Raw genomic sequence first — 25,142 nt, 5'->3', positions numbered from 1 at the left:
CGCCCGAATAACGGGCATGAAATGCCGACAGATCAAGTGAATCAACCGTGTCATTAATGAAATAGGCAAGGTGACCCGAAGGCAGCCAATCCGATAACGATGGCGGCAACAACAGCGACTGATCAGGATGGTAGGGGCGATAACTCGTACTCATGCTTCATCCTAAACCTGAATCATACAATCAGCACTAGCTTCTGCCGCGCAGACTCCGAGGACGGTTTAAACTTTTGACTGCATACTAATTGAGCTAAAGGACAACATTGTGCCGGATTCAGGGGCTTTGATTCTGAACCAATACAACAATACCGAAGCCTGGCACCAATATTATGATGTCTCAATCGATTCAGGGGCTTTGATTCTGAACCAATACAACAATACCGAAGCGTGGCACCAATATTAAAAAAGTTAAAATGACCGAGGTGCCAGTTAAGTTCAATACTGGCATATTTAATCAGTAATTGCGCATAAGAAACGCTAACTGCTATGACTTATTCCGACCAAATCGGATACTGGAACGATGAATTATCTCGCAATATATCATGTTTCTGAGTGGCATTTCTTTGCAGCCATTATTCGCATCGGCTAAGCCAATCACAAGCGATTATGATGATGTCTGGGCAGAATAAAACGGTGCCATAACTACAAGGTTTGTGATGCGTGAGCAGGCGCGATTCACCTACGCCCGCTTCTGCAGCCAGAACTCATACATCCCGAAAAATGTATCAGGATTCTCCTGTTCAAACTGTTTCCAGTTCTCAAAACTGATCAATGCCCTGTCTTCCGGAAAACGGGCCTGATAGGCCCGGGCTACAGGCGGATCAAGCTCAAAGCCGAGAAACGTCAACCCCTGCTCATTGATAAAATGCTCAATGACATCGAGCGTCATACGATGCTCCTGCACATGGAACAGCAGATCCCGGCAGGCACTGAGACTGTAAAAATCAGTGGAGCGAACCGCACACCCCAGCGTATCGCTGCGATCCACCTCTTTCAGATAATGCCTCGCCCTTCTGATATCTTCAGGCGTGGATGCAAACCCCTCGCTGCTTAACAGCTCCCGTGCCCTGACCACATGACGGCGGGCCGTTTCACTATAGAAAGCAAGCCGCATCAAACCATTGGGACGCAACAGCGCAACAAGCTGTCGCCAGCCGTCAAACGGATTCTCCAGATGATGCAGCACACCGCATGATTCAATCAGATCAAATGAGCGCTCCATGCTTCCCAGCTTGAGAATATCCGCCTGTGCATACTCAATATTGGCGATCCCCGCCTCGATCGTCTTCCGTTTGGCATATGCGAGACTGGCCAGACTCAGATCAATGGCCAGTACATGTCCCCCCCGGATCAGCTGTGCGCTCTGAATCGGATGCTGACCTGTCCCGCAGCCGGCAACCAGAATATCCGGCTGCTGTATATGCTCGACAGGTGCAATGTCCATATGCGGAAACAGCTGCTGTAAATACGTATCCAGTGCAACCGGTGGCAATGCCAGCGGCGTCCTGACCCAGCGCGGATACGGGTTTTCTTCATACTGATGCTGCACTTCCAGCGAGACACCATGATCAATCGAGGTAATCGACGGAATCGAGGCCTTCAACGCCCCCTCCTGCAGAGGCTCGGCGATCTGCATCGAGCATACCGTGCGCACCTCATCCGGCCACGCCTGCGCCAGCAACGCCTCTGCACCGGCCATGGAGGCAAGCGGGATGTAACAGGCTACAACCAGCAGCTGCGCGGGCGTCGGCATGGCTGCACCACCGGCAATGGCTTCAGCAAGCTCCGCCTGCAGGCGGGAGACGATCTGCAGCTCATCGGCAGAGCAGGCAAACAGGTACTCATTGATAAAACACTGCTGTGCCAGCGCGCTGAGAAAGGCCAGCCGGCCGGCAGCCGTCCCTTCTTCAGCACCGGCCATATGCTGCAACAGCTGCCGACGCACACGGGTCAACCAGCGCTCGACGTCATCGTCATAAACGGGGACCGAAACAAGCAATGCTTGCAACAACGCATCATCCGGCGGCAGCGCCATCGTCGCCGCCGGATCAGCGGTATGGGCGGCACGGATCAACATACCGATATCGGGATTCAACGTGATCAGATGACAGGCCAGTCCCGACAACTCCGATGGGCGGGTCCATGCTTCGGCCAACGCCTGTGCCGTAAGCGCATAAATCTCCGGGTGGATACGCTCAAAGCGCATGGTGGAGATACATTGCGCATACAGCGATTTCAGTTCGTGATCGGCCGGATTCAGTTTCAGGGCCCGACGGAGACAGCTTTCAGCATCCGCCAACTCCCCCTGAGCCCGATACAGGCGACCAAGGTTACCATAGGCCATGGCAAATTCAGGATTCAGGGCAATAGCCTGACGATACGCCGCTTTTGCCTCCGGCAAGCGCCCGAGCTCCTGCAGCACATTGGCCAGGTTGTTGTGGGCATCGGCATAGCCGGGGCTCAGCTCAACCGCTTTACGACAGCTAACCTCTGCCTCGGCCAGGCGACCCAGCTGCCTTTGTGCATTGCCCAGATTGTTATGCATACCGGCATCTTCCGGATTTAAGGCCACAGCCTGTTGCAGCGCCGGCAGCGATTCAGGCAGTCGCCCTGTTTGCGCATAGACAATGCCCAGCATCGTCCATGCATACGGATGCGAAGGAAACAGGCGGGTCATTGCAAGCGCCTGCGCTGCAGCTGTCTCCCACTGAGCATGATTCATACTCGTCACAATGCTCTGAATGTGCGCCTGGGCAGATGCGCGGGGGTGAGTCCGCGCCTTGCCGGTCGTGGAGGGTTGTTTACGCGATTTTCGGGCCATGCTCTTGTTTCCTTACCGATGGGTATCTGTTACAGAACCGGATCGGCATAGACCCGGATACTCCATTCACACAGCAAGAGTTACAGGTGTCATGATTTCAGACACAGGTAAGCGGTGAATGGATTTAACCACCCCTGATCAGGGATGGTCAAAATCTAGGGGAGAGATCCTGTCAGTCAATCTGTCGACAGAGAGATGACAATTGCAATCATGCCAACAACGATGTCTGCTTCACGGGGGCGCAGATGGACTGAGCGCTTCAGCACAGACCTGTCACCGGGCGCGAGATGACTTTTTACAAAGTCATCATCCTTAAGGAGATGCTGATTTATTGCCCTCCTGGCAAAAATCAGTTCGCCGTTCATGGCCCGCACGCAAGCACTGACACATCAGCGCGTCCTTAAATCCTGACGAAATATGGCAACACCACAAGTAGCGTGCCGATCGCAACAAGCAGGATGGGAGCCGATACAAAATAGGGAATGATCATCAGGCATAGCCCGCAAAGCAGCGGCACAATCGCCCGCTGGCGCTTGCCATAGACCAGAAACCCCGTACCAATCACACCAAACAGGAACCCCCACAACAGCAATGCATCATCCATACCCTGATCGCCTCACAGGCTCTTGCTGACGATTTCCCCGACATCCGCAGATAACCCGGCATCGGACAAACGTTGCAGTTGCGCACGCATCAGGCCGCTGCGAACAGGCTCCAGCCGCTTCCAGTTCATCAGTGCCCGCACCATGCGGGCCGCTACCTGCGGGTTCATCCGATCCAGCTGCAATACCTGATCCGCCACAAACCGGTAACCACTGCCATCGATCGCATGAAACAGCGCCGGATTACGCAGCGCAAATGTACCAATCAGGGCGCGCACCTTGTTCGGGTTGCGCAAATCAAATGCGGGATGCGCCAGCAGCTGTTTCACCTGTTCCAGCGTATCCGGCAGTGATGAGCCCGCCTGTACCGCCAACCATTTACCCATCACATTCGCTTCACCCTGCCACTGTGCCTCAAAGGCCGACAAAGCCAGTTTCCGCTCGGCACAATCACATGAGGCCAGCCCCGCCAGGGCGGCATATTGATCGGTCATGCAGGCGGCCTGCAGGAAACAGCGATAGGCCAGCTCAATGACCCGGCCCGTTTTCAGTGTCAGCAGATAGGAGAGGCAGACATTTTTCAGCTTGCGCTGCTGCATCGCCAGATCATCCAGTCCGCTTGCAGCCGCAAGTTCGGCATGGGTTGACTCCAGCTCGCCCTGCAACAGCGTTGCAATGCGCACACGCAACTGTTCACGCACTTCGTGAATGTGTCCCGGATCAGCTACGGCACAGGCATCTGCGACCTCACTCTCCGATGGTAACATCAATGCTTCAGCCTTCAGTGCCGCATCCAGATCAGGATCGGCCAAAAGGCGGGAAAAGGCAGTGGCAATCAGCTCAACATCAGCCGCTTCACCGGCCAGCATGGCAAGCATCGTACGCATAGCCAGACGCTGGGCTGCGGCCCAGCGATTGAACGGATCCTCATCATACGCCATCAGGAATGCATCATCTTCAGCCCTGTAGGGATAATCGAGTATCACCGGTGCGGAAAAATCGCGCAGCAACGACGGCACCGGCGCCTCCGGTACATTCACAAAGGTAAATGACTGCTCAGCCTCTGTAACCAGTAACGTGCGGCTGCTGCCACAGCCCTCCGCTTCACCGGCCAGCTGCAACGCCAGTGGCGTGCCATCCGCCCGCAGCAGGCCAAGCGCCAGCGGAATCAGAAACGGCTGTTTGACCTCCGCCTCCGGTGTGGACGGGCAGGACTGGGAAACATGCAGCGTACAGCGATGAGCGGCACTGTCATACTCCATCCGCACACTCAGTCGCGGTGTACCGGCCTGATCATACCAGCGCTGCATCTGTGACAGATCCGCATCATTGGCATCGGCCATGGCAGCCAGAAAATCCTCGGTGGCAACGGCCTGCCCGTCATGACGCTGAAAGTAGAGATCCATGCCGCGCCGGAAACCATCGATGCCCAGCAGCGTCTGATACAAACGTACAATCTCCGCCCCCTTCTCATAGACAGTAACCGTATAAAAGTTATTGATCTCCATATAGGAGGCGGGGCGAATCGGATGCGCCATGGGACTTGCATCCTCGGCAAACTGCAGCGCACGCAGCAGTCGTACATCCTCGATGCGCTTGACCGCGGCCGAATGCAGATCGGAGGTAAAACACTGGTCGCGGAAAACCGTCAACCCCTCTTTCAGGCTCAGCTGGAACCAGTCCCGACAGGTGACGCGATTACCGGTCCAGTTATGGAAATACTCATGGCCGATGACCGCTTCAATCGAAATATAATCATCATCGGTGGCGATTTCAGGGCTTGCGAAAACCAGCTGAGAATTGAAGATATTCAGCCCTTTATTCTCCATCGCGCCCATATTGAAATCATCCACCGCCACCAGCATGAACAGATCAAGATCATACTCGAGACCAAAGCGCTCCTCATCCCAGCGCATGGCCCGCTTCAGCGATGCCATCGCATGATCACACTGGTCGATATGGTGCGCCTCGGTGTAGATGCGCAGTGCAATCGTGCGACCTGACGCGGTGACAAAATGATCCTCAACACAGGCCAGATTGCCGGCCACAAGTGCAAACAGATAGGCCGGCTTGGCAAACGGATCCTGCCATTCAGCCCAGTGACGCCCGTCATCAAGCTTGCCGCTCGCCACCGGATTGCCATTGGAGAGCAGGACAGGGTTGTCCGCGGCATCGGCCGTCATGCGGACGGTAAATGGTGCCATTACATCCGGTCGATCGGGATAATAGGTGATCTTGCGAAAACCCTGTGCCTCGCACTGGGTGCAATAATTACCACCGGAACGATACAGACCATCCAGCGATGTGTTGCCCTGCGGGTCAATGCGTGTGGTGACTTCAAGGGTGAAACGCTCGGGCACAGCCGGAATTTCAAGCCCCCCGGCATGCACACGATAGCGCTCCGGCATCAGCAACTCACCATCAAGCCGAATGGAGAGCAGCTCCATATCGTGACCATCCAGCAGCAGCGCATCGCCCTGTTCCGCCAGAGGATTGCGGCGATAACGGATGGTGGAAATCACCTCCGTGGCCGATGGCTGCAGAGCAAAGTCGAGATAGACATCATCCACCAGCCACTGCGGTGGCTGATAGTCCTTCAGATATACTGTCCTGTTTTTACTCACAACACGCTCCTCCTGTGGGCAGCCGGAACCTCCGGCACACGTATGCCCGGACATATCCGTTGATGATCTCGTAAAAAGTCCACCCTGGCCTTTTTACTCCAAGGAAAGCGAAACGTGTGATTTTCACTCTCCTTACAAATCAAACAATTGCAAAGCAATCGCTTGATTTGCGCGCCAGTCTGTCGGCGCGATGATGACTTTTTACGAAGTCATCATCCGTTCAAACCTGTCAAATAACGAAGTAAGGGATACACGCCGGGCTGTTACGGCTCATCAATTTCGAGAATTGGCAGGATGCGCATCGGCTGAATCGGTGCATCACTCAACCGTTTCTCAACGGCAATTTCATCGCAATCGGCAAAGCGGGCACAATGGACACAAACGGTCCAGACCTTCTGCGGCAGACTCTCTCTCGATACAACTGCAAATCCCATGCGCTCAAAAAAGCCGGTGACATAGGTCAGGGCAAATACCCGGGCCACGCCAAGCACAGCCAGCCACTTCTCGCACCCTTCAACCAGAAGGCGACCCACGCCGTGCTTCTGGAATTCAGGGGAGACCACCAGTGATCGAATTTCAGCCAGGTTCTCGCCATAGATATGTACGGCGACGACACCGCACAGGACGCCATCGTACTCGGCCACAAGAAACTCCTGCAAATGCTGATACAGGTTGTCGCGATCTCTCGCCAGAATAATATTTTTCTCAGCAAACGGTTCCAGCAATGTATAGATTGCTTCAACATCGTCCACAGCGGCATTGCGCACACTAATCCGATGCGTCATCCCTCTCCCCCGCCCATTTTCTTCACTGGCAGCAACGCTGCCTTCAGTTCACTCAAGATCGCACGGCCCCGCCGGCACCTCTGGCCAGCATACTGTCGGCATGCGGCAGTGAGTCCTCTCCTGCCCCGCCCAGCATACGGGCAATCTCCAGGCGACGTTCCGCATCATCAAGCTGGCGCAAGGAGCTTAATGTCCGCCCATCCTGTTCGAATTTACTGATTACCACCTGACGATCACCACATGCAGCCACCTGTGGCAGATGTGATATCACCAGCACCTGACGTTCACGCCCCATCGATGCCAGCAACGTCCCCACGCACCAGGCCGTTTCACCGCCAATGCCGGTATCCACCTCATCAAATACCGCCAGGTAAGGAGCTTCATCCAGCGCACCACACCCCTTCAGTGCCAGCACCATACGTGAAAGCTCACCACCCGATGCAACCGCAGCCAGATCACGCCACGGCTCACCCGGATTACTCATCACCTGCATACGGACATGATCCAGTCCCGACAGGCTGAATGCATCATCACCACCATGCTCAATGCGGAAACGCACCTGCATTCCGGCCAGCGCAAGACGATCCAGAAACGGTCGCAGTACCAAACAGAGATCATCTGCCGCAGCTCTGCGCGCATCACCCAATGCACCTGCAGCCCGGATATAGGCGGAGCACGCCGATGCCAGTGCAGCCTTCGCTTCAGCCTCATCCCAATCGGCTGTATCCAGTGATGCAAGGCGTTGCTGCCAGCTGTCAATCAGGGCAAGCAGCCCCTCCTCATCGCAATCATGGCGGCGCATCGCATCCGTTAACTGCATCAGACGCTGTTCTGCCAGCTCCAGCTCCTGTTCATCAAAAGAGCTGTCCAGCACATCGGCCAATTCCGGTACCGCTTCACCCAGCAGGGCATCCATCTGCTCAAGCAGCTCACAACTACTGTTCAGCCCGGCATGATAGTGGCGCACCGATTCAAGTTCATGCGCCGCCCTGGCAATCAGTTCACGGGCACTTGGTTCGCCATCATCCAGCATATTCAGCGCTGCAGCTGCCGCCGCGCGTATCTGGGCATGGTGGCGCCCGGCCTGCACCTCGGCATGCAGCCGTTCGGAAAGTCCGCCTTCCAGCTCAAGCGCCTGCAAGCGTGCCGTTTCATCGCGCATCCACTCAATCTGAAGCTCACTCTCACCCAGCCGTTTTTGCAGCAGCGCCAATGTGTCACTGGCCTGACGCCAGACAGCGTAAGCAGCCCTGACATCGGCAAGCAGGCGGGCATCCACTCGGGCATCCAGCAATGCGCGCTGAAATTCAGGCTGCAGCAATGCCTGGTGCTCATGTTGTCCGTGCAAATCCAGACAGATCTGCCCCAGCTGTTGCAGCAGCTTCGTCGTCACCGCCACGCCATTGATATAGGCACGCGAGCGCCCGTCCCGACTGATAATGCGTCGCAGAACGAGCTCATCCTCAATATCAATATCCTGGGATTGCAGCAGTGCCGCGATGTGCATATCGGATGAGGATTCACGCTGGTGCAACCAGATCGCCGTCACCTCCGCCCGCTCGGCACCATGACGAACCCAGTCGGAACTGGCACGTGCACCGAATGCGGCACCCAGCGCATCAATGAGCATCGACTTGCCGGCACCCGTTTCACCGGTAAACACCGTCATACCGCCATCCAGTTCCAGATGCACGTGCTCAATCAGGGCGAACTGTTTAATCGTTAGTGAAACTAGCATGATTGGATGGACGGTTACTGACGGGTTTCGAGCTGGCCGGCCCAGTGCAACTTGCTCCGGAGGACCTCGAAATAGTGGCGGTCCGGCAGATAAACCAGGGAAATACTCTCCCCCTTCCGAATCACCAGCCGGTCTCCTTCCTGCAACTTCATCAGTTCCACACCATCAAGATTTACCGATGCCTCAAGCGGAGACTCGACCAGACGCAGCTGGATCACATCATCGGCCGGCACAAGAATCGGCCGGTTTGACAGGGTATGCGGACACACAGGAACCACACTGATCGCCTGAATTTGCGGATGCACAATCGGTCCGCCTGCCGAGAGAGCATAAGCAGTCGAGCCTGCCGGCGTGGCCAGAATCAGACCATCCCCGCGCATACGAAAGACAAACTGATCGCCCACCGCCATCTCGAACCCGATCATGCGCGGGTGAGCACTGCGCTCCAGCACCACATCGTTCATGGCCGGCCCTTCAGCCAGCAGCTGCTCCCCGCGCCAGACCTCTGCATGCAGTGAAAAATAGTGTTTGGTTTTAAGGTGGCCGGCGAGAATCTCTTCCACCACCTCGAACATACTGCCAATCGGCGTATCGGTAAGAAATCCCAGACGCCCGAGATTAATACCGAGAATCGGCGTATTCGATCCGATAAAATGACGGGCGGCGTGCAACAGCGTGCCATCCCCTCCCAGTACAATCAACAGCTCGACCTGATCAGACATCTGCCTGAGCGGCACCCACTCACCAACGACAGCACAGCCGATACAGTGTTCCAGATGTTCATCGATGTAGACGGTGCATTGCCGCTCGGTCAGCCAGCGGTGCAGGTCGCACATCAACTGACAGGCGCGCTTGTCATGCGGCTTGACGGTAATCCCGATCCGGTTCAAGGCTTTCCTCCCGTCCAGCCCCTGGGCTGAGTATGACACTGAAAGCACTGCCCGCCCTGAATATGACCGGCCGGCTGCGGACGAACGCCTTCAGCCCCGTGGCAACTCATACATTGATCGCGCGAAGTCACCGTCCGGTGCGTCTCATCATCCGGCACGGCTTTGGTGGTGCGTTCACTGGTGCCATACACCAGCAACAGAATGACAGCGGCAACAATCGCCAGGAATACGGCATCACGCTTACCCGGACGCCACGCATTTGTCTTCCCGCCATTCATATCACCACCCCGACATTCGTGATTGCAACAGGCCAATACCCGCATGCATCGGCCAATGATGAACGAATTCCCGAAGGGATGCCAACAGCAGGCATATAGTGGTTAAAAAAGATCGTGTCAGCCCGGCGTACAACAGCTAGGGTGGTGCACAGCAACCTTGCCACACAACCTCAACTTGAGATGAAGGGGAATGCAAAAGTAATCATGACAGAACAGATCAGCCTCTTCGGTGTTTACCTCGTTCACATCCATCATTTCGACGAACAGCTGATTGATGAGGCCCTCGAGATCCAGAGACAGCAGCAGATTCCTTTCGGCAAGCTTGCACTGGAAACAGGCCTGATGCGCATGAAAGGCATTGTTCAGGTGCTGGCCATGCAGGCGGATCGAAGCGCTCACGGCTCCAGGTGCTACTTTGGTGAGCTGGCTGTTGAGGCCGGTCTGATTACCGACAAGGACAGGGAGCTACTGTTGGGCATCCAGATGGACCGGCGCAAAAAGCTGGGAGAAATTCTTGTCGACATGGGCGTCATCAATGAGCAGGAGCGCACCTCATTGCTGGAGCAGTATCACCTGTTTTTATCGCAGCCCTCATAAACAGCCAACCATTGCTGTACTTCCGGCCCAATCGCCCCGCCGGGCTGCCACAGCCCATTTATTTATTGACACACTTCGACACAATACTTGCACCAGTGGCCACTCATCACTACCATGCCGCGCCACTGCATACTGTGCAGTAACATAACCTTGCTCCGGACGCGCACATGGGTGCCGGGGCGTACACTGGTACACCAAGAGGAGCGCCGTTTGTATTACGAGACAATTTTTATCGTTAACCCTGACATCTCTCAGGAAAACACCGAAGCCATGATCGACGAGTTGATCGGCAAGGTGGAAAAATCCGGTGGTCGCATTGTAAAACGCGAAAACTGGGGTTCCCGCCCGCTGGCATACTCCATTGCCAACCGCAAACGCGGCAACTACATCCTGCTGGTCACCGACGGTGAACCGGAAGCCATCAAAACACTTGAGCATGCAATCAGCCTGGAAGAGCGCATTATCCGTACTCTGACCACCAAACTGAACGAGCTTTCCGACGAGCCATCTCCGCTGGCACGCCGCAAGAAGCCTGCAGAACCTGAAGCTGCTGCAGCTGCAGCAGGTGAAGAGACCGCTGCGGACAATGATGGAGCCGAAGCAGCCGCCTGATTTCAACCGCGCCCGCGTCAGCGGTCGACTGCAACAGCTGCGCAAACGCTGGACACCCGATGGTAGTCTCGCACTCATTGCAGAGCTGGTAACAGAAAGACCAAGACTCGGACCGGTTCGGGCAGGCGTTCAGGATGAACAACCCCTGCCACTTCGTGCAAGTGGCGACATCGTAAATCACATTGCCTCGCTCGAGGGGCAACAGGTCGTGATAGAGGGGTGCCTGCGCAGGCGCTTTTACAGCAGGGATGGACAACCTTGCTGGGGCCAGATGGAAATTTGGGTGGATCTTTGCAGGGCTGTTGAATCAGCCGGCGAATCCCACCGGACTAGAGATTGAGGAGATATCATGAGTGAAGAAGTAAAAGCAACAACCCGCCCGCAGGGCGCACGCCCACAGGGTCCTCGCCCGCAGGGTGACCGTCCGCAGGGTGACCGTCCGCGTCGTCCACAGGGTGACCGTCCGCAGGGTGACCGTCCACAGGGCGGCGCAGGAGCCGGCGGCCGTTTTCAGCGTCGTCGCAAGTTCTGCAAGTTCTGTGCAGACAAGAGCCTGAAGATCGATCATAAAGATCCTGACATGCTGCGCAGCTTTATTACCGAGCGTTACAAGATTCTGCCATCACGCGTCACCGGTACCTGCTCTGCACATCAGCGCAGCATCACCACCGCAGTCAAGCGTGCCCGTGTGATTGCACTGCTGGCATTCACCCCGCTTCACCACGACTGATCACATATCACTGGTGATCTGATGCAGGAGCCAACGCCATTACCAGCAGTGGCATCTCTGCTACTGACCCGGCGTCTGCCCTGTGCAGCGCTGCTACTGGTGATGTTGTCATCAGCCATCTGGCTGCCGGAGCTGATGCAGGGTGCTCCGACATTCCTGATCATGGTATCCACCCTGATTGGTCTGTCGCTGCATGTGCTGACCCCGGCCCTGGTTGCTGTGATCACCATCGGTGGTGGTGTCATGTTTGCAGGCCACGTGGTCGCATTGACAGCAATTGGAGCAACACTGCTGTCCGGCTTCTCGTTGCTGACCGGTTTTGTGACGTTAACGGTTTATGGCTTGCTGCCGCTGCTGGCGGCGGCAAGCCTGACAAAAGAACGTGGCATCCAGTCCAGTGCGAGAATACTGGCAACGGGTCTTGGGCTGGCGGTACTGATCGCAGTCACTGTTGGTGCGATCACGCACGACAGCGGTGTACGTGAGTTTGTCACCCAACTGATGGCCCCGATCTTTGACGAAGCGCAAAGACAGGTGCCGGCAGGAGAGCCCGATGCTGCACAGGTGGTGTCGCAAACCCAGCAGATGATGGTTTCCATCCTGCCCGGGCTTGTTGGCTTAAGCCTGTGGTTTGCCTGGTGGGGAAATATTGTACTGGCAAGAAACTTTGCCCGTCGATACAACTTCTATCAGGGGGACGACAGCAATACGCTGGAGCTCAGCTTTGGCAAACCGGTAGCTTACCTGTTTCTGCTAATGCTGGTGCTGGCCAACCTGGCATCAGGGGATATGCAGTATATTGGTATCAATGCTGCAATAATGGTCGGTGGACTACTCGCCGCCCAGGGAATCGCGGTCGGGCATTGCTGGCTGAAAGCCAAAGGCATGCTGCTGTCGATTTCAATGATGTATTTGATGTTATTTTTATGGTCGTTCATGATCGTCCCGTTCGTGATTATCGGCTTGATGGATATTTGGTTTGATTATCGCCGGAAGATTCCGGCTTCTGGAGGATAAAATGCAATTGATTCTACTGGAACGCGTAGAAGGTCTGGGAAATGTCGGTGATGAAGTCACTGTTCGCCCTGGCTATGGCCGCAACTATCTGGTTCCTAAAGGCAAAGCAACTCAGGCAACTGAAGGCAACCGTCGTGTATTCGAGCGTCGCCGCGCAGTACTTGAGCAGAAACAGCAGGAAGCCCTTGCTCTGGCAAAGGTCGAAGCTGGCAAGCTCGAAGGTCTGAGCCTGGAAGTGGTACGTGCCACCTCCGACAGCAAGCACCTGTACGGCTCTGTAGGCAGCACTGAAATCGCTGCTCTGCTGAGTGACAACGGCTTTGCTGTTGAGCGCCGCAACATTCTGCTGGATCAGCCGATCAAAGAGGTTGGTGAGCACTCATTCCGTGTTCGCCTGCATCCGGATGTGACCGCTGAGGTCGCTATTCAGGTTAAGTCTGAGCAGCATTGAGCCAACAAGTCCCCCCGCGCACCGACACGCTCAGAGAGCGCATTCCGCCACACGCCCGTGATGCGGAACTGGCGGTGCTCGGGGGGATTATGCTTGACCCTGAGGCCCTTGAACGACTGGAGGGCTCGTTAAGACCCGAGCATTTTTATGCTGAGGCCAACAGTCGGATTTTTCATGCCGTCCTTGACCTTTCATCCAAAGGTCAGCCGATTGATGCTCTGACCGTCAAGGATTACCTTGAACGGCGCGATGAGCTTGCTTCATGTGGCGGTGAAAGCTATCTGGTTGAACTGATCAGTACGGTCCCCACCTCTGCCAATGTACGTCACTACGCTGATATCGTCCGCGAACGGTCGGTACTGCGTGATCTTCTTTCTGTCTGCAGCAAAGTCAGCCGCGAGGTATATGAGGAAGCCGGACGCGATGTAAACGAGCATCTCGACCGCGCCGAAAAAGATATTCTTGCTGTTGCGGAAACATTCAACCGCTCCCGCCCCGCCTTCAACAAAATGAATGACCTGATGGTGGCCAGCTATAAGGAGCTGGAAGCCCGTTACGCCGAGAAGAAAGCTGTCACCGGTGTTCCCTCCGGCTTTGATGACCTTGATAAAATGCTCTCGGGCATGCAGCGCGGCGACCTGATTGTGGTGGCTGGACGTCCCAGTATGGGTAAAACCGCATTCTCCATGAACCTGGCGCAGAACGCCTCGATTCGATCGGATGATACGGGCGTGGTAGCTATTTTCTCCCTGGAAATGTCAGCTCAGCAAATTGCCATGCGTATGCTTGCTGTGGAGGCACGCGTCGACATGCAGCTGTTGCGTACAGGCAGCTTCACCTCCAGTGACTGGAGCCGACTTGCCGGTGCCAGTGGTGCGCTGGCTGATTCGGCCATTTTTGTCGATGACACCCCCTCCATTTCGGTGATGGAGGTGCGCTCCAAATGCCGCCGCCTCAAGCGTGAGGAGAAGCGACTGGACCTGGTTGTGATCGACTACCTGCAGCTGATGAGTGGCCGTTCGGACTCCGAGCGCCGTGAGCAGGAAATTTCAGAGATCACCCGTGCACTGAAAGGTCTGGCCAAAGAGCTGAATGTACCGGTGATTGTGCTCTCCCAGCTGAACCGCTCACTTGAAGCGCGTGCAGATAAACGTCCAATGATGTCCGACCTGCGTGAGTCCGGCGCGATTGAGCAGGATGCCGACGTCATCATGTTCATCTATCGTGACTGGGTGTATAACAAGAAACCTGAAAACGAGGGCATCGCTGAAATCATCATTGCCAAACAACGTAATGGCCCGACAGGCACCGTTAAACTGGCGTTCCTGAATCGCTACACGCGCTTTGAGAACTATGCCGGCAATGACTTTGACAGTTGATCGGCGCGCCCTGCAGCCATTGATTAAATTTTATTAAGAAACTGTTTGACCCCCTTCTATAACACCGTTAGAAAGCAACTGTTTCATCGCAAGACAATGCAAATTTCAATGGGAAGGGGAATCTCTTGAACGCAGCAGGCATCGATTACAGCAAACAGAACGAGCAGGCAGAATCAACACCACGGCAGAATAACAGCGATCAGGGCCAGTTCCTGATTCCTGAAATGAAACGTGACGGATGCTTTCTCATTCCGCACAAATAATAAAAAAAGGGAGCTTTAAGCTCCCTTTTTTTATGGCCGTTTAAATGTGCTTTTCTCCTGACAACCGTTCCCCGCCGCTCATTTCATCACCAGCAGCCTCCCGCTGCCCTGACTCATCGCTCATCCCGGCCACAATCAACTGTTTCAGTGTCATCTCGCCCATCACCCGCTTCACTGCTTCATCGCGCGCCAGCATCAACTGCTCAAGATGCTCGACCCGGGGCAGCGGCCACGCTGCAGATTGACTGCCCTGATGGAGCACCTCAATCAGCTGTGCGATATGCATCGTCTCCATATCCCGCGACGGCACAAATGGTGCAGGCTCATCCCTTGTTTGCATGATAAAGCCGGCGGCATGCAGCTTATCAACAATCTTTTCAGCCATATTCACCGGCACCCCCAGCCAGCGGGCCAGCGCATCCATCTGCCACTCGCAATGCTGATAGTAGTGACGCCCGATAAAGGTCATCGCCAACAGCGAAAGTTTCTCCTGCATCCCCGCACTTAACAGCGCCTGTTCAGGGCGCAGCAGCAAATGCTCCGGATGCTGACAATAGAAGGCGATACTTGTACCCAGCAGCAAAATCAGCCAGCTGACAAACAACCAGATCATAAACATGATCAGAATGGCAAAGCCGGAATAGATTGCCGTGTAGTTGCCTGAATTCACAACGAATGCGCCGAATGCCCAGCCAGCCGTCTCCCATGATATACCGGCGACAAGCCCGCCAATCAGTGCCGGACCAATCCGTACACGTGTATTCGGCATAAAGATATAGATAAAGGTAAAGGCGATCGTCACCAGCGCGTAGGGAATCAGCTTACCGATAGAGTGAACAATCATACCAAGCAGTGGTGTATCGGAGAGAGCCTGCACCACCGTGGAGCTCATCAGGGATGCCGTCATACCAAGAGCCGAGAACACCAGCAGCGGCCCGACCAGAATCACACTCAGATACTCACTGAAACGCTGACCGATCGGCCTTGCCTCTGCCACATGCCAGATATAATTAAAGGATACCTCGATCTTGTGCAGCAGTGAGATCACCGTATAGATCAACATGCCAAGCCCCAGTGAACCGAGTACGCCCACCTTGATATTATCGACAAAGCTGACGATCTGGCGGGCGACATCCTCCCCCTTGTCGCCCAGCGCTGACAGGGTATTCACCAGCAATGGCTCCAGCTGATTCTGGACACCGAAACCCTTGAGTACAGAAAACGTCAGTGCCAGCAGCGGCACCAGCGAGAGCAGCGTCGTATAAACCAGACTCATGGCCCGCAACGTCAGTTGACCCTCGAGAAAATCGCGTACAATCGCAAAGGAGACCTGCAACATCCGCGTCAGCACCAGCTTCCAGCCGGGACGGGATTCCATCTCCTGCGGCCAGAGCATATGCTGAAACGCAGCATTCACTTTCATCATCAGCTCATTCATAAGCCCCTCGCAGGAAACAATCAGTAAAGCGGGTCATGCTTGCTGCCGGGTAGAGTGAGACCATCATGGCCGGCATGAGAGCAGCAGATCTGCACCTCCCTCAATGTAGCAGAAGCACAGACCGCATGCATCATCAAGCGGCAATCCGCGCCAGTGACCGGCACTTACGAGCAACCGCGGGAGGCCCGCTTATCAGAGCTCAGGAAAGCTCATCCGTACCGGGCTGATCACGCCATGTTAACAGCTTGAGCGGCGTGCATGTCCAGCCAAGCCGATGTAGTTTTTTCAGAAACCAGCGGGCTTTCCGTTCACAATAGCCCTGTTTGTTATTCGCCCGCCACAGCACCTCAGTCTGCCCGTCTTTCTGATATTGCACTTCGCATGGCACCAGCTGGCCCGCATTCAGATAGACAACCTCGACAATTCTCTCATGCTCAGCCATCGTACAGAGATAAGCCGTTGGCTCTTCACTGCCCCCCGGCTGCACCCCCCCGGCATCATCGCTTACATTTTCCGCCACAGCGGAAAACGTCCCGATGGAACATAACAAACATAGTAATAACATTGATCGTATGATTTTCACTCCCCCCCTTCCATGGCGGAACATCCTGCCAATAGAGCATCGGCCGGCTCTACGCACTGATATCGATCCGGATCCGGCCACAGCGACAATATGACGTGCCCCGTCACGCCGACGAATGATGTCCATCACAGATCACGCCAGCGCTGATGTGTCAGTGCTTCCGCGCGGCCATCGACGGACGCCATCATCCGGTAGCATAGCCGGATTGGACGGCTTTGCCGCCGCCCGGTGAGCTGCAGGATACAGCGTATCAAATCAGACATGTAAGTGTTTGATTTGTAAGCAAAGGAAAAATGACTCGGGCATCATGCCCTCGCCCTGCGGGCAGCCTTTGGCCGTTCAATCGGCTTCCTGCCTCTTTGTCACGCTTTTGTCTTTGCGAACTGATTTTGCCAAGAGGGCAATCAATCAGCATCTCCCCGGATTATCGCGCGGAAAAAGCCCTCAGCAGCCCCTCCACCTTATGCTCTGTTTCAACCAGTTCATGCTCGGGATCCGAGTCAGCCACAATCCCGGCGCCGGCAGCCCAGCAAAGAGCACCCTGATGATGCCAGAATGTACGAATCAGAATATTCATATCAGCCGAGCCATCCCATGCCACATAGCCCACACCACCGGTGTAGGGACCACGGGCATGACCCTCAAGCTCATGAATAATCTCCATGCAGCGCACCTTCGGACAGCCGGTGATCGTTCCACCCGGAAACATGGCCCTGAATAGATCAACCACATCACAGCCTTCCTGCAATCGGCCACGCACATTTGAAACGATATGCTGAACGGTGGCATATTGCTCGACCACCATACGCTCATTCACTTCTACCGTACCGGCCCGGCAAACCCGGCCCAGATCATTGCGCTCCAGATCGACCAGCATAATGTGCTCGGCCCGTTCCTTCTCCGAAAGCAGCAGCTCGGCCCGGAGCGAATCATCCATCTCCCCCTCTGCCCGCCTTCTGGTACCGGCTATCGGCCTTGTATCCACCTCACCATCGGCATACATGCGGAAGAGCCGCTCCGGTGATGCCGATATCAGGGTTAATCCATCCATGCGGACAAACGAGGCAAAAGGAGCCGGGTTAACCTGGCGCAGCTGGTGATAAAGTGACAATAGCGCATGATCATCAAAGGGCATCGACCAGAAACGGGCGATATTGGCCTGGAAGATATCACCGGCTCCGATATATGCCTTCACCCGCTCCACAGCCTGTTTGTATGTATCTGCACCGGTGACCGTATCATCCGCCCGATAAACTGGAGTCAGGGCAGGAGACTTCTGCTCCACCTGATCCAATAGCGCCAGTACGGCTTGCAATACGGCCTCATCACAGGCGGCCAGATGAATGACGTCATCATCAAAACAGAGTGAAAACTCAGGATAAAAGGTCCACAACAGCGGACCTGGCAAGGCTGATTTCGCAGCCGGAAGCGACTCAATAAGCGACGCCGCCTCATAGGCCGCATAAAAAAGACAGCGAATGGCCGGTGAATCAAGCCGCTCTGCCTGTAACGCCAGCTTCCAGTGCTGAAAAAAGAGTGCTGACTGCTCATCATTGGCATGCTCATCCAGCGCTGCCGAATGGCCATGCGCGGACACAAGAAACTGTCGCCCGGCCCCGGACGGGTGCTCAAGAATCGCGGAGAATTGATCCGGAAAAGAAGAAAAAAGGCCGTAAGCGGTTAACTTACGGCCCTGGTTTGATATGACGCGGATATGCACGTCGCCTCACTATTACGCGTTTTGAATCAGTTGAACTTTCGAACGATCACAGATGCGTTTGTACCACCGAAACCGAACGAGTTGGAGACTGCGACATTGATGTTCGCCTGACGCGCCTCATGCGGCACATAATCAAGATCACATTCAGGGTCCTGATGATCAAGATTAATGGTTGGAGGAACCACACCATGATGCACAGCAAGCACCGAGAAAGCTGCCTCGATACCACCGGCTGCACCCAGCAGATGACCTGTCATGGACTTGGTCGAAGAGACCATCAGCTTGCTGGCATGATCACCGAATACAGCCTTGATTCCCTGCGTTTCCGCAACGTCACCGGCCGGAGTCGATGTACCATGGGCATTGATATAGTCCACATCCTCAGGATTTAGCTTTGCACGTGACAGTGCTGCACGCATACAACGGGCACCGCCTTCTCCGCCCGGAGATGGAGAGGTCATATGATATGCATCACCGCTCATGCCATAGCCGATCACCTCGGCCAGAATCACCGCACCACGTGCCTTTGCAGAATCAAGCGATTCAAGCATCAGCACACCAGCTCCCTCACCCATCACGAAACCGTCACGATCCTTATCCCACGGACGGGACGCACGTTCAGGTTCATCATTGCGGGTCGAAAGAGCCCTGGCTGCAGAGAAGCCGCCCACGCCCAGCTCGCAAATGCACGCTTCCGAACCACCTGCGATCATGGCATCCGCATCACCACGGGCGATCACTTCAAAAGCGTCACCAATCGCATGCGTACCGGTTGCACAGGCCGTTACAGTCGCCACATTCGGTCCCTTGGCACCAGTCATCATCGACACCCATCCGGATGTCATATTGATGATGGTCTGAGGGATAAAGAACGGGGAGATTTTGCGCGCACCACCGGCCATATAGGCACGCATGGTGTTTTCAATCGTCACCAGGCCACCGATACCGGCACCGACAGCAACACCGACACGCTCGGCATTGCTCTCATCGATCACCAGCCCGGACTGCTCCAGAGCCATCAGCGATGCAGCCACGCCAAACTGGATAAAATTATCCATTTTGCGTGCATCCTTGCGGTTAATGAAGTTCTCAACTGAAAAGTCAGGAACTTCACCGGCGATGGTACAGGCCATTGCCGTCGCCTCTGCATCGAAATGAGAGATACGACGGATGCCCGATTTACCGGCGATCAGGTTATTCCACGTGACATCAGTCCCGGTGCCCAGCGGCGTAACGAGGCCAACACCGGTGACGACTACTCGTCTGGTCATAGCTTATTCGGCTTTGGCAGCGATATAATCGATAGCGTTCTGTACGCTCTGGATGCCTTCAGCATCTTCGTCAGGGATTTCTACACCGAATTCCTCTTCGAAGGCCATGACCAGCTCAACGGTATCCAGTGAATCTGCACCCAGATCATCGACGAATGAAGAGTCAGGATTGATTTCGCTCTCATCCACATTCAACTGATCAGCAACGATTTTGATGATTTTAGCTTCGATTTCTGCAGACATAACGTCCTCCCGAAATAATAAATAAGGTGCGGCTTCTATCATATGGCCCGGAGCCGCACAAGTCCGGGACACATCCTGTTTGCCGGGTGGCAGCATACAGAATCTTTTACGAACAACCAGAAAACAATATACCGCTGTTTTCCATTCGAATGAGACTGAAACACCGCCTCATTTAATGCACCGGCTGCAACCGCTCGCACAGTTACGCCGGGCCCTTCCTGCTACGCCAGTCCCCCCTTCATCGGGGCACTGCCACAGCCTGATTTACATATACATGCCGCCGTTCACATGCAGTACCTGACCGGTGATATAGCCGGCTCCTTCACTCGCAAGGAAAAGAACAGCTGCCGCGATATCCTCCGGCTGCCCGAGGCGCCCCAGAGGAATCTGCTCGCTCAGGCGGGCGTGGGCTTCATCGCCCAGTCCTGCCGTCATATCTGTTGCAATAAAACCGGGTGCCACAGCATTGACCGTGATCCCGCGCGAAGCAACTTCACGCGCCAGCGATCGCGTCATCGCCTCTACACCGCCCTTGCTGGCGCAGTAATTCAGCTGACCGGGATTGCCCATACCGGCAACAACCGATGAAATATTGATAATCCGGCCGCTGCGGGCCCGCATCATCGGCTTCAGCGCTGCCTGCATCGCATTGAATACAGAGGTGAGATTGGTATCAATCACCGCATGCCACTCATCCTGCTTCATGCGCATGGCAAGGTTATCGCGGGTAATACCGGCATTGTTGACCAGCACATCCAGACGTCCGAAATGTTTGGCCGCCTCCTGTACAAAACCCTGCATCTGCTCACTGTTTGATACATCCACGGCCCGGGCCAATACCTCGACACCACAGGCAGCGCGAATTTTTTCTGCCGCCTGATCTACCGTAGCCTGACTGGTCGAACAGATCGCCAGGTTAAACCCTGCTTCCGCAAGCCTGGTCGCCACCACAAAACCGATACCACGACTCGCACCAGTCACCAGTGCAACTTTCACATCACTCATTTCTCTCAACCTCACGCGCCGGCAATCAGGGCCAGACTTGCATCAAGCTGATCCGGACTGACACTGACACCAACGTTCATTTGACGATCAATGCGTTTCACAAGACCGGACAACACCTTACCAGGACCCATTTCCACACCGGCAGTGACACCCGCTGCAGCAAGCTTCTGGACCGTTTCAGTCCAGCGCACCGGAGAAACAAGCTGCGCCACCAGCGCCTGACGAATATTGCTGACATCCTGCTCGGGGCTAGCCGATGCATTGCCCCAGACCGGGCAGGCAGGCACATTCAGTGTTATTTCCTGCAAACGCACCGCCATCTGTTCAGCCGCCGGCTGCATCAGAGGGGTATGTGAAGGGGCACTGACTGCCAGCGGCAGGGCACGCTTGGCACCTGCTGCCTTCGCAGCCTCCATCATACGCTCAACTGCTGCCGCATGACCTGCGACCACCAGCTGTCCGGGACAGTTGTAGTTTGCAGCCCATACCTTTTCCTGATCCCTGGAGGAGGAAAGACAGAGCTCTTCGATTACGTGGTCGTCCAGCCCGAGAATGGCTGCCATACTACCGACACCGGCAGCTACTGCCCCGGTCATCGCGCGCCCGCGAAATGCCACCAGCTGCACGGCATCGGCAAAGCTGATCGTACCGGCAGCCACAAGAGCCGAATATTCACCGAGCGAATGGCCTGCCACATGAGCCGGCGCACCACCACCGCGCTGCTGCCACAAACGCAGCATGGCGGCAGAAGCCGTCAACAGCGCCGGCTGAGTGTACTCGGTCTGACCCAGCTTGTTCTCTGCATCATCACGAATCAGCGCAGCCATATCATAGCCTAATGCATCCGATGCCTCTTCCAGGGTACGGCTGACCACATCGATACCATCAAACGCATCCAGCATACCTTTGGACTGGGAGCCCTGACCTGGAAACAGAAACACAAATTCAGCCATTTTACATCCTATCAAACAAACATTTCGGTAAAGAGGAATAACACTGCGAACAAAACACAACAGCCGTTTCCTTCATGAAAAGCATGACATCCACATCTTTCTGCTTGCCGACCTTTCTGCCGTTACCTGCGTCACACTTCATGCTGTACGGTGAATGCGCTTGCAGCCTTTATTTGGACCAGCGCACGAGGTTGGCACCCCAGGCAAAGCCGCCGGCAAATGCCTCAAGCAGAATCAACTGGCCCTTCTCAAGGCGGCCATTGATATAAAGGTCGTTCAATGCCAGCGGCACACTGGCTGAAGAGGTATTACCATGACGGGCAACGGTCAGAGCCACACGATCAAGATCCATTTTCAGTTTTTTTGCCGTAGCCTGAATAATTCGGATATTGGCCTGGTGCGGAACCAGCCAGTCAATGTCGCAATCGTTCAACTCATATCGGAGCAGAATCTCCCGGACCACATCACCCAGCTTGGTGACGGCCACACGAAACACCTCATTGCCTTTCATCTCAACCGCCGCAGCACCTGCAGAGTCAATGGCAAAATCGACCGCCTCATGGTGCAACTCGGGACTTGATGGCGGATGCGGGTGGTGCGCCTTGAGCAGGTCACGGAATGCACCATCAGCATGCAGCACCGAACCGATCATACCGTTTTCCGCATCTGACGGCCCCGCTTCGAGCACGACAGCACCGGCACCATCACCAAACAGGATACAGGTTCCGCGATCCTTCCAGTCAACAATGCGGCTCATCGCTTCCGCACCGATCAGCAGTACGCGCCTGAACATCCCCGCACGCATCATACCTTCGGCCTGGGCAAGTCCGTAGACAAAACCGGAACAGACAGCCTGAATATCCCAGGCCGGAAAATCCCTGCCACCCAGCTTGCTTTGCACAACCGTGGCAGTCGAAGGAAAAATAAGATCAGGTGTGGTCGTTGCCACGATCAAAGCATCAATATCATCAATGGTAATGCCGGCATCGGCCAGAGCGATACGGGCCGCTTCAACGGCAAGGTCAGAGGTCATCTGATCCGGCGCAATAATATGGCGCTGCTCGATACCTGTGCGTTCACGGATCCAGGCATCCGTCGTGTCCACCAGCTTTTCCAGCTCGGCGTTGGTCATGATACGTTCGGGCAGATAACCACCAATACCCGTGATATGAACTGAGGCCAGACTCATGCTTCCATCAGCTCCTGTACCGATTCGGTAATCCGATCGGTGAGATTTTCGCTCACTTCCCTGCAGGCGACAGCAATGGCGCTGGAAAAACTTTCAGCATCCGCACCACCATGGCTTTTCACCACAATACCGTTAAGCCCCAGCAACGGGGCCCCGTTATACTTGCCAGGATTCACCCGGTCCTTGAAACGCCTGAGCGCACTGCTTGCCAGCAGCGCACCGGCTTTGGCCACCACACCGGAGGTCAGCTCCGCCCTCATCGCCTGTGCGAGAAAACGGGCCGTTCCTTCCATGGTCTTGAGCGCCACGTTGCCAACAAAGCCGTCACAGACAACCACGTCGACATCATCGCCGAACAGATCCGTACCTTCCACATTACCGATATAGTTCAGTCCGCTTTCAGCAAGCCTTGCAGAGGTCAGTTTGATCACATCTGTGCCCTTGATCTCTTCACTGCCGATATTCAGCAACCCGACACGGGGAGCCTCGATACCTTCAGCCGCCTGCATATAGCAGGAGCCCATGACAGCGAACTGAACCAGATGCTCGGAGGTACACTCGGAGTTGGCACCGGCATCCAGCATCAGCGTCCGCCCGCCATTTACAGCGGGGATCATCGATGCAATGGCAGGGCGATCGATTCCGGGCAGTGTTTTCAGCACCAGCCGGGATACCGCCATCAGCGCCCCTGTGTTACCGGCACTGACAAATGCGTCCCAGTAACCGTCACGAACCATGCGTGCACCGACATGCATGGAGGAATCCTTCTTCCGGCGCAGGGCCTGGGAAGGACTGTCACACATGCCGATCACCTCGCTGGCCGGCACAATCGTCACCTTATCGACAATTCCACGCTGCTCCAGCAGCGGGCGCAACAAATCCTCCTGCCCGACAACCCCGAGAGTGAGGCTGCCGGTATAGCAGGATGAAAAAGCCGATGAAAGGGCAATTACAAGGGCATCAAGGACCATGGTCGGGGCATCATCGCCACCATGACCATCGACCAGAATGCGGATCCCCCGCCCGGCAACGTGCTGTTCGGACAACTGGCTCAAGAGCGCACCGGATACAGCGCGTCACAACTGCCTATGACGGGGAAAAACATGCAGATTACTCTTCTACAGAGATAACTTCACGACCCTTATAGGTACCGCAGTGTGGGCAAGCGTGATGCGGACGCATCATTTCGCCGCACTCCGGGCACTCGGACATGCCGGCAGGCACAATACGATCATGGGCACGGCGCATATTACGCTTGGATGCACTGGTCTTTCTCTTAGGTACTGCCATTTTCTTACACTCCTTTCACCCACAGGGTGAACTTGCTGACAGGATTGCGGGCAATCTGCCATTCATTATCATTTGAAACAAAACGGCCCGCTCTGCAGCTGGCCGTTAACTTCACATCGATCCATCATCCAGCTTCAGCTTGCGCAATATGGCAAACGGATGATCATCGTTATCTTTTTTGCAACTGCATGTGCCTGTATTCAGATTACTGCCGCAATCGGCGCACAACCCTTTACACGAATCACTGCATATCACATCTGCTTTCCAGGTCAGCCAGATATCTTCACGCAGAACATCCAGCAAGTCCAGCTCACCGGGCTCTGGCAGGTACTCATATACACCTTCAGGATCATCAACATCCTGTGCATCAGCAACTTTCGCGATACCCAGCTGATAAGCCCGTTCCAGTTCGCCTTCCGCCTGCCATTCAAACGGCGCCGTACACCGACTGCATGTCCGTTTGATCAGACAGCGCCAGTGACCGGTCAGATAATATACATTACCTTTGTGCACCAGCGAAAGTGACAGAGGCACATCACCGGCAAGCCCTGCAATCGCCTCTACCTGTCCTTCATGCACATCCGAAAGATCGTGGGCAGATACAACCGCATCCCAGCTGCGACCCGATGCCGGAAGCCCCTGCAATGTCACCAACCACTGCCGCAT

General features: G+C 55.3%; 27 protein-coding genes and 1 pseudogene. 8 read left to right on the top strand and 20 right to left on the bottom strand.

All coding sequences use genetic code 11. The features are described from left to right. From FEF65_RS01885 to FEF65_RS01845, 9 genes and pseudogenes are all read right to left on the bottom strand, one after another. Nucleotides 1–154, bottom strand: a pseudogene (locus FEF65_RS01885) (IS5/IS1182 family transposase); the annotation flags it as partial. A gap of 522 nt (nucleotides 155–676) precedes the next feature. Beyond that, nucleotides 677–2,818 (bottom strand): tetratricopeptide repeat protein, encoded by a 2,142-nt coding sequence (locus FEF65_RS01880; RefSeq protein WP_138238068.1) that lies wholly within the window; start codon nucleotides 2,816–2,818, stop codon nucleotides 677–679. 176 nt (nucleotides 2,819–2,994) lie between these two features. Next, nucleotides 2,995–3,183 carry a hypothetical protein gene (locus FEF65_RS01875; protein ID WP_138238067.1) on the bottom strand — a complete coding sequence of 63 codons (189 nt, stop codon included), beginning with the start codon at nucleotides 3,181–3,183 and terminating at the stop codon, nucleotides 2,995–2,997. 35 nt (nucleotides 3,184–3,218) lie between these two features. Then, nucleotides 3,219–3,422, bottom strand: a complete 204-nt coding sequence (locus FEF65_RS01870) for a hypothetical protein (RefSeq protein ID WP_138238066.1) — start codon at nucleotides 3,420–3,422, stop codon at nucleotides 3,219–3,221. A 12-nt stretch (nucleotides 3,423–3,434) separates the two neighbouring features. Beyond that, nucleotides 3,435–6,098 carry an aminopeptidase N gene (gene pepN / locus FEF65_RS01865; RefSeq protein ID WP_138238065.1) on the bottom strand — a complete coding sequence of 888 codons (2,664 nt, stop codon included), beginning with the start codon at nucleotides 6,096–6,098 and terminating at the stop codon, nucleotides 3,435–3,437. Nucleotides 6,099–6,307: 209 nt separating this feature from the next. Continuing rightward, on the bottom strand, nucleotides 6,308–6,829 hold the full coding sequence (locus tag FEF65_RS01860; RefSeq protein WP_138238064.1) for an N-acetyltransferase: 522 nt from the start codon (nucleotides 6,827–6,829) through the stop codon (nucleotides 6,308–6,310). A 52-nt stretch (nucleotides 6,830–6,881) separates the two neighbouring features. After that, complete coding sequence (locus tag FEF65_RS01855; protein WP_138238063.1) at nucleotides 6,882–8,567, bottom strand: DNA repair protein RecN; 1,686 nt, start codon at nucleotides 8,565–8,567, stop codon at nucleotides 6,882–6,884. 14 nt (nucleotides 8,568–8,581) lie between these two features. Further along, nucleotides 8,582–9,457 (bottom strand): NAD(+)/NADH kinase, encoded by an 876-nt coding sequence (locus FEF65_RS01850; protein ID WP_138238062.1) that lies wholly within the window; start codon nucleotides 9,455–9,457, stop codon nucleotides 8,582–8,584. Beyond that, nucleotides 9,454–9,735 (bottom strand): hypothetical protein, encoded by a 282-nt coding sequence (locus FEF65_RS01845; RefSeq protein WP_138238061.1) that lies wholly within the window; start codon nucleotides 9,733–9,735, stop codon nucleotides 9,454–9,456. The genes FEF65_RS01850 and FEF65_RS01845 overlap by 4 nt, the downstream gene beginning before the upstream one ends. Before the next feature lie 204 nt (nucleotides 9,736–9,939). Here FEF65_RS01845 and FEF65_RS01840 point away from each other — a divergent pair, with 204 nt between their 5' ends. The 8 genes from FEF65_RS01840 to FEF65_RS13340 all read left to right on the top strand — a co-directional run bounded on the left by FEF65_RS01840 (nucleotide 9,940) and on the right by FEF65_RS13340 (nucleotide 14,784). Next, nucleotides 9,940–10,332 carry a hypothetical protein gene (locus FEF65_RS01840; RefSeq protein WP_138238060.1) on the top strand — a complete coding sequence of 131 codons (393 nt, stop codon included), beginning with the start codon at nucleotides 9,940–9,942 and terminating at the stop codon, nucleotides 10,330–10,332. Nucleotides 10,333–10,542: 210 nt separating this feature from the next. Further along, entirely contained in the window at nucleotides 10,543–10,944 is a 402-nt protein-coding gene (rpsF, locus tag FEF65_RS01835; protein WP_138238059.1) for a 30S ribosomal protein S6, read from the top strand. Continuing rightward, the gene (locus tag FEF65_RS01830) at nucleotides 10,919–11,284 is read left to right on the top strand and encodes a hypothetical protein (RefSeq protein WP_138238058.1); all 366 of its coding nucleotides are present in this window, start codon (nucleotides 10,919–10,921) and stop codon (nucleotides 11,282–11,284) included. The genes rpsF and FEF65_RS01830 overlap by 26 nt, the downstream gene beginning before the upstream one ends. Before the next feature lie 9 nt (nucleotides 11,285–11,293). Next, nucleotides 11,294–11,674 carry a 30S ribosomal protein S18 gene (rpsR, locus tag FEF65_RS13775; RefSeq protein ID WP_138238057.1) on the top strand — a complete coding sequence of 127 codons (381 nt, stop codon included), beginning with the start codon at nucleotides 11,294–11,296 and terminating at the stop codon, nucleotides 11,672–11,674. A gap of 21 nt (nucleotides 11,675–11,695) precedes the next feature. Continuing rightward, a complete protein-coding gene (locus FEF65_RS01820; protein ID WP_138238056.1) occupies nucleotides 11,696–12,691 on the top strand; it encodes a DUF2232 domain-containing protein in 996 nt (331 codons plus the stop codon). A 1-nt stretch (nucleotide 12,692) separates the two neighbouring features. Beyond that, on the top strand, nucleotides 12,693–13,142 hold the full coding sequence (gene rplI, locus FEF65_RS01815) for a 50S ribosomal protein L9 (protein WP_138238055.1): 450 nt from the start codon (nucleotides 12,693–12,695) through the stop codon (nucleotides 13,140–13,142). Beyond that, a complete protein-coding gene (dnaB, locus tag FEF65_RS01810) occupies nucleotides 13,139–14,521 on the top strand; it encodes a replicative DNA helicase (RefSeq protein WP_138238054.1) in 1,383 nt (460 codons plus the stop codon). The genes rplI and dnaB overlap by 4 nt, the downstream gene beginning before the upstream one ends. Nucleotides 14,522–14,646: 125 nt before the next feature. Next, entirely contained in the window at nucleotides 14,647–14,784 is a 138-nt protein-coding gene (locus tag FEF65_RS13340; protein WP_161595156.1) for a hypothetical protein, read from the top strand. Between the two features lie 40 nt (nucleotides 14,785–14,824). On the opposite strand, the gene FEF65_RS01805 is transcribed toward FEF65_RS13340, so the two are convergent. From FEF65_RS01805 to FEF65_RS01755, 11 genes are all read right to left on the bottom strand, one after another. Next, nucleotides 14,825–16,222, bottom strand: coding sequence for a YihY/virulence factor BrkB family protein (locus FEF65_RS01805; RefSeq protein WP_138238053.1), 1,398 nt, complete (start codon nucleotides 16,220–16,222; stop codon nucleotides 14,825–14,827). A gap of 199 nt (nucleotides 16,223–16,421) precedes the next feature. Next, nucleotides 16,422–16,787 (bottom strand): hypothetical protein, encoded by a 366-nt coding sequence (locus tag FEF65_RS01800; RefSeq protein WP_161595155.1) that lies wholly within the window; start codon nucleotides 16,785–16,787, stop codon nucleotides 16,422–16,424. Nucleotides 16,788–17,229: 442 nt separating this feature from the next. Next, nucleotides 17,230–18,525 carry an anthranilate synthase component I family protein gene (locus FEF65_RS01795; protein WP_138238051.1) on the bottom strand — a complete coding sequence of 432 codons (1,296 nt, stop codon included), beginning with the start codon at nucleotides 18,523–18,525 and terminating at the stop codon, nucleotides 17,230–17,232. Between the two features lie 26 nt (nucleotides 18,526–18,551). Then, nucleotides 18,552–19,796 carry a beta-ketoacyl-ACP synthase II gene (gene fabF, locus FEF65_RS01790; protein ID WP_138238050.1) on the bottom strand — a complete coding sequence of 415 codons (1,245 nt, stop codon included), beginning with the start codon at nucleotides 19,794–19,796 and terminating at the stop codon, nucleotides 18,552–18,554. 3 nt (nucleotides 19,797–19,799) lie between these two features. Then, nucleotides 19,800–20,039: an acyl carrier protein gene (gene acpP / locus FEF65_RS01785; RefSeq protein WP_138238049.1), complete on the bottom strand. Its 240-nt coding sequence runs from the start codon at nucleotides 20,037–20,039 to the stop codon at nucleotides 19,800–19,802. Nucleotides 20,040–20,303: 264 nt separating this feature from the next. Beyond that, nucleotides 20,304–21,044 carry a 3-oxoacyl-ACP reductase FabG gene (gene fabG / locus FEF65_RS01780; RefSeq protein WP_138238048.1) on the bottom strand — a complete coding sequence of 247 codons (741 nt, stop codon included), beginning with the start codon at nucleotides 21,042–21,044 and terminating at the stop codon, nucleotides 20,304–20,306. A gap of 11 nt (nucleotides 21,045–21,055) precedes the next feature. After that, a complete protein-coding gene (fabD, locus tag FEF65_RS01775) occupies nucleotides 21,056–21,997 on the bottom strand; it encodes an ACP S-malonyltransferase (RefSeq protein ID WP_138238047.1) in 942 nt (313 codons plus the stop codon). 169 nt (nucleotides 21,998–22,166) lie between these two features. Then, entirely contained in the window at nucleotides 22,167–23,186 is a 1,020-nt protein-coding gene (locus FEF65_RS01770) for a beta-ketoacyl-ACP synthase III (RefSeq protein WP_138238046.1), read from the bottom strand. Continuing rightward, entirely contained in the window at nucleotides 23,183–24,241 is a 1,059-nt protein-coding gene (gene plsX, locus FEF65_RS01765) for a phosphate acyltransferase PlsX (protein ID WP_238701110.1), read from the bottom strand. The genes FEF65_RS01770 and plsX overlap by 4 nt, the downstream gene beginning before the upstream one ends. A 55-nt stretch (nucleotides 24,242–24,296) precedes the next feature. Next, complete coding sequence (gene rpmF / locus FEF65_RS01760; RefSeq protein WP_138238045.1) at nucleotides 24,297–24,476, bottom strand: 50S ribosomal protein L32; 180 nt, start codon at nucleotides 24,474–24,476, stop codon at nucleotides 24,297–24,299. Nucleotides 24,477–24,587: 111 nt separating this feature from the next. Further along, a complete protein-coding gene (locus FEF65_RS01755) occupies nucleotides 24,588–25,142 on the bottom strand; it encodes a YceD family protein (protein ID WP_138238044.1) in 555 nt (184 codons plus the stop codon).

The sequence above is a fragment of the Mariprofundus erugo genome (assembly GCF_005818865.1).
GTDB lineage: Bacteria > Pseudomonadota > Zetaproteobacteria > Mariprofundales > Mariprofundaceae > Mariprofundus > Mariprofundus erugo.
Note: the sequence above shows the minus strand (reverse complement) of the source record. Positions and strands in the feature narration are given on the sequence as shown.

Coding starts and splice junctions, on each gene's coding strand:
- FEF65_RS01880 (WP_138238068.1), bottom strand. CDS start 2,818: ATGGCCCGAAAATCGCGTAAACAACCCTCCACGACCGGCAAGGCGCGG.
- FEF65_RS01875 (WP_138238067.1), bottom strand. CDS start 3,183: ATGAACGGCGAACTGATTTTTGCCAGGAGGGCAATAAATCAGCATCTC.
- FEF65_RS01870 (WP_138238066.1), bottom strand. CDS start 3,422: ATGGATGATGCATTGCTGTTGTGGGGGTTCCTGTTTGGTGTGATTGGT.
- pepN (WP_138238065.1), bottom strand. CDS start 6,098: ATGTCCGGGCATACGTGTGCCGGAGGTTCCGGCTGCCCACAGGAGGAG.
- FEF65_RS01860 (WP_138238064.1), bottom strand. CDS start 6,829: ATGACGCATCGGATTAGTGTGCGCAATGCCGCTGTGGACGATGTTGAA.
- FEF65_RS01855 (WP_138238063.1), bottom strand. CDS start 8,567: ATGCTAGTTTCACTAACGATTAAACAGTTCGCCCTGATTGAGCACGTG.
- FEF65_RS01845 (WP_138238061.1), bottom strand. CDS start 9,735: ATGAATGGCGGGAAGACAAATGCGTGGCGTCCGGGTAAGCGTGATGCC.
- FEF65_RS01840 (WP_138238060.1), top strand. CDS start 9,940: ATGACAGAACAGATCAGCCTCTTCGGTGTTTACCTCGTTCACATCCAT.
- FEF65_RS01830 (WP_138238058.1), top strand. CDS start 10,919: ATGATGGAGCCGAAGCAGCCGCCTGATTTCAACCGCGCCCGCGTCAGC.
- rpsR (WP_138238057.1), top strand. CDS start 11,294: ATGAGTGAAGAAGTAAAAGCAACAACCCGCCCGCAGGGCGCACGCCCA.
- FEF65_RS01820 (WP_138238056.1), top strand. CDS start 11,696: ATGCAGGAGCCAACGCCATTACCAGCAGTGGCATCTCTGCTACTGACC.
- rplI (WP_138238055.1), top strand. CDS start 12,693: ATGCAATTGATTCTACTGGAACGCGTAGAAGGTCTGGGAAATGTCGGT.
- FEF65_RS01805 (WP_138238053.1), bottom strand. CDS start 16,222: ATGAATGAGCTGATGATGAAAGTGAATGCTGCGTTTCAGCATATGCTC.
- FEF65_RS01800 (WP_161595155.1), bottom strand. CDS start 16,787: ATGTTATTACTATGTTTGTTATGTTCCATCGGGACGTTTTCCGCTGTG.
- fabF (WP_138238050.1), bottom strand. CDS start 19,796: ATGACCAGACGAGTAGTCGTCACCGGTGTTGGCCTCGTTACGCCGCTG.
- acpP (WP_138238049.1), bottom strand. CDS start 20,039: ATGTCTGCAGAAATCGAAGCTAAAATCATCAAAATCGTTGCTGATCAG.
- fabG (WP_138238048.1), bottom strand. CDS start 21,044: ATGAGTGATGTGAAAGTTGCACTGGTGACTGGTGCGAGTCGTGGTATC.
- fabD (WP_138238047.1), bottom strand. CDS start 21,997: ATGGCTGAATTTGTGTTTCTGTTTCCAGGTCAGGGCTCCCAGTCCAAA.
- FEF65_RS01770 (WP_138238046.1), bottom strand. CDS start 23,186: ATGAGTCTGGCCTCAGTTCATATCACGGGTATTGGTGGTTATCTGCCC.
- rpmF (WP_138238045.1), bottom strand. CDS start 24,476: ATGGCAGTACCTAAGAGAAAGACCAGTGCATCCAAGCGTAATATGCGC.
- FEF65_RS01755 (WP_138238044.1), bottom strand. CDS start 25,142: ATGCGGCAGTGGTTGGTGACATTGCAGGGGCTTCCGGCATCGGGTCGC.